4 protein-coding genes are annotated in these 3,533 nt (G+C 41.8%); 1 reads left to right on the plus strand and 3 read right to left on the minus strand.

The features are described from left to right. Nucleotides 1-100: 100 nt before the first annotated feature. The 3 genes from ABEB26_RS26685 to ABEB26_RS26695 all read right to left on the minus strand — a co-directional run bounded on the left by ABEB26_RS26685 (nt 101) and on the right by ABEB26_RS26695 (nt 2,689). Nucleotides 101-235, minus strand: coding sequence for a hypothetical protein (locus ABEB26_RS26685; RefSeq protein WP_345725139.1), 135 nt, complete (start codon nt 233-235; stop codon nt 101-103). A gap of 154 nt (nt 236-389) precedes the next feature. Further along, entirely contained in the window at nt 390-2,084 is a 1,695-nt protein-coding gene (locus ABEB26_RS26690) for a hypothetical protein (protein ID WP_345725140.1), read from the minus strand. 53 nt (nt 2,085-2,137) lie between these two features. Continuing rightward, nucleotides 2,138-2,689: a recombinase family protein gene (locus ABEB26_RS26695; RefSeq protein WP_345725141.1), complete on the minus strand. Its 552-nt coding sequence runs from the start codon at nt 2,687-2,689 to the stop codon at nt 2,138-2,140. Between the two features lie 286 nt (nt 2,690-2,975). On the opposite strand from ABEB26_RS26695, the gene ABEB26_RS26700 reads away from it, so the two are divergent. Further along, nucleotides 2,976-3,443 carry a DUF4158 domain-containing protein gene (locus tag ABEB26_RS26700; RefSeq protein WP_345725142.1) on the plus strand — a complete coding sequence of 156 codons (468 nt, stop codon included), beginning with the start codon at nt 2,976-2,978 and terminating at the stop codon, nt 3,441-3,443. Nucleotides 3,444-3,533 lie beyond the last annotated feature (90 nt).

A 3,533-nucleotide genomic window follows, 5' to 3' on the forward strand; every position in this document is an offset into this window, starting at 1 on the left:
TCGAATACATCGAAATTTTTTATAATCGCCAACGGCTACATTCGAGCTTAGCCTACCAAACGCCCGCGATGATTGAAGCGGCGTGGAGCGGATAAGATAATTATCCATTAAATCGTGACCACATCAAGGTCGCTCGATCGGCCCGCTTCACATAGCCGAGGGTTGCCGCGACGGTTTCGGTCGTGGTGGTCAGCAGGGTTTGCATCGCGTCACTGACGTGCGGTATGATGGACATGGGCACTCCTTGGATTCATGGTGTATTGCAATTCCATGATGCCATAGGAGTGCCTTTGAGTGATACTGGCGATAAGGTTGATGCCTATGGGTTAAACGCAGATTCCCCCCGTTTTCTATAGCGAACATTTGTACGTATTTTCTGCAATCTGTGGTTAGAGCATAAAGTGGATATTATTTGTTAAGTTATAGTGTCTTTTCATATCATTAATTAATAAGTTATATATCATATTTCTCATTGCCTGATCATGAAACAAAAAATTTGATGCTGATGCTGAAATTGTTATTGAATTATACCAAACATCATTATACATAATTCCTCGGCCATTAAAAAATGTATTTAAGCCTTCTTCGACGATAACCTTAGGTAGCATCTTATCATGATTTATTACTACCATTTCTTCTACCAATGGTCTTTCCTTTTCATTTTTATTTGAATATCCATAGATAATCGAATATTTATCTGAAAGGTAGTATGAATCTGTAAAATTAAACTTACAACCTTGACAGAATATTTTATATTCCGTTATACAATTTGATAATATTTTTTTGATATTGTCACCTCTTTCAGATAGACTATATCCTGTCCAAATAAATCCATCTATCCTAGCTCTTTTAACAAAAGGTCTCTTGACATTAATCAAATTTACTGATCGCAGATATTGAATCGCACTCTCAACTACATCTAATGGGAATTTTCGTGATCGAATCCAAAATAATTTCGGATCTAATGTATGCTTCGGTTTTTTCGGTGGAAAGTAAGAAGATTTCATATTATCAAGATCAACAAGAAGTAACTTATCCTGTTGCTTTTGTAGATATATTTTACATGTATTAGTTAGAGTGTTATAAAATGCATTACTTATCTCATCTAAATCAAAATCATTTTTATTCTCATCTAGATATAGAAATCTATAGTAATTATCTATGAATGAAAAAATTATATCACTAGCGAGTATTTCTCCAAATACGGGAAATCCAAATTCCTTTACAAGCCTATTAACCCGATTCAGAACAAATTGCTTTCCCTTTTCACGAGAATTGCCTAAGTTAGATCTATCAAGAATAGTCGCGAATTCAACTTCAATATCAACATTAGACGCTAGTCCATCATTGAAAGGATTACCCCCCACAAAATAAATTGGGGATTTCGTGTCACCATACGGTATTCTACCGATACCATAGATAATTCTATCATCATCAATACTATAAATAACTATGCCAAACATCCATATATTTGATAAATCCTTGATAATCTCGAAATCAGATCTGACAAAATTATTTATAGCATCAAGGTAGTCTTGAAAATACATCTGCTCATCTCTGGTTAGCTTCAATAATTCTTTTTCTTTCTTTAAGGCAATTGCTGCTACAGGAAATTCATTAATTCTTATTTGGTAATCTTTAGCAATCTGTATCCATCTTTGAATATATTCCCCACTAGTATTTACTATATCTGTAGAATCATCAAAGTAAACAGTGAAGGTATTTTGTCCTTCTTTATATTCCGACATTAATGAATGAATATGCTTCCAGTACACCTTATGATTAATTATATCTACACAGATAAGAATAACTGGTAAAGTTGATGAATTTTTACTATAAAGAACAAGACTCTTCTGGACACTATATTGTTTACGGTTTACTGGGATTTTTCTGACTTGGACTTCTACTTTAGCTATTGGCGAATTTGTGTAATCTAAGATTTCAATAAATCCATCAACATTAGGTACTTTATCTCGTTTAGTGATACTAGACTTGATATATCGAAAATCTAGAAGATTTTCAAAAACGCGTATTGCCTCAACTTCGTCATAATCGCTATCAGGGTATGGTGCGGCACCAGACATTATTCCTCCTTTAGACCTCAGCGTTAACAATAGTCGAAACCTATCGAACAATGTTATTCATTCCGGATATATTTGTAGTAAGTGTTGCGCGAGATTCCGACCATCGCACAAATCTCTTGCACCGTATAACTTAGATCGCGCCTGAGGGCTAAGGCAGCCTTCCTCTTTTGCTCATCGACACCTTTCGGCCGTCCACCTTTCCGTCCTCGCGCCCGTGCTGCTATTAAACCCGCATTAGTCCGTTCGCGAATGAGGTCACGTTCGAACTCCGCCAACGAGGCAAAGATATGAAAAACTAACCTGCCGCCAGAACTGGTGGTATCGAGCTGTTCTTGGAGGGAGCGAAAACCAACGTTACGGGCGGCCAGCGCCTGAACAGTTTCTACCAAGTGGGCCAACGATCGTCCCAACCGGTCGAGCTTCCAGACGACCAGTACATCGCCAGCCCGACATGCGTTCAAGGCTTCCATAAGTCCTGGACGGGTCGTTTTTGCCCCACTCGCCATATCCGTATAGAGGTGCTCACAGCCATGACTACGGAGCGCATCGATTTGGAGATCAAGCTGCTGATCCGCCGTGGAAACGCGAGCATATCCAATAAGCATCGAAGCTCCTTCATCCGAATAGATGTGCTAGATATACCACAAAACACACCACACGTCGAGTCATTTGGTATGTAGATTTCCTCGACGGGTTTTGTGGTATATCGGCTACACTCAGCACAACACAAACTCACCGTCATTGACACGTTCATAGACTATAGCAATTAAACCCTCGTTTGTTTGGTATACTTCCACCCCATCTGTGCCGATGCCCTGACCCCTCCATCTGGCACGCCAATCGCCGATCAGCACCAGTGCGGTGCTGATTCACCATGGAGTGGACACCGGTATGCCCCCAGCGTCACCATCGCCAACAAAACGCATCATTGTGCTCGAGGAAGCCGAACGGGCCGAACTCTATGACCGCCCCCATTTCACGGATGACGAACGGCTTGGCTATTTCACACTTCCGCCCATCGATGTCGCGCTCATGGAAACCTTCTCCGATGCCGCCGTCCAAGCCTTTTTTGTCTTAACCCTTGGCTACTTCAAGGCCAAACAACGATTTTTTACGGTCACCATCGAGGAGGTCTCCGATGAGTTGCGATTTATTCGTGACCATTTGACCTTGCCAGCAACCGATGACGAACTGCGAGTTCCGAGTGCACCCACGATCTATGAGCAACGCAAACTCATCCTGTCCGTCACGGGCTATCGACCGTGCCGCGCCGCCGACCGCCACGCCGCATTTCAGGTTGTATGTCAAGCAGCCCGCATTAGTGTCAATCGTCGCCCGATAGTGCTCTGTGATCGTTAGCAATACTGCCCAACCAGATTCTCGGCAATGCTGCTCACCTGGTTCTCGCCATTGACCCGGTTTTCTGACCAGCCCATTGCTGATCAGCCC

The sequence above is a fragment of the Herpetosiphon gulosus genome (assembly GCF_039545135.1).
GTDB classification, from domain to species: Bacteria; Chloroflexota; Chloroflexia; order Chloroflexales; family Herpetosiphonaceae; genus Herpetosiphon; species Herpetosiphon gulosus.

Bases quoted from the DNA above. Each gene is read 5' to 3' on its own strand.
- ABEB26_RS26685 (WP_345725139.1), bottom strand. From the start codon at position 235: ATGTCCATCATACCGCACGTCAGTGACGCGATGCAAACCCTGCTGACC.
- ABEB26_RS26690 (WP_345725140.1), bottom strand. From the start codon at position 2,084: ATGTCTGGTGCCGCACCATACCCTGATAGCGATTATGACGAAGTTGAG.
- ABEB26_RS26695 (WP_345725141.1), bottom strand. From the start codon at position 2,689: ATGCTTATTGGATATGCTCGCGTTTCCACGGCGGATCAGCAGCTTGAT.
- ABEB26_RS26700 (WP_345725142.1), top strand. From the start codon at position 2,976: ATGCCCCCAGCGTCACCATCGCCAACAAAACGCATCATTGTGCTCGAG.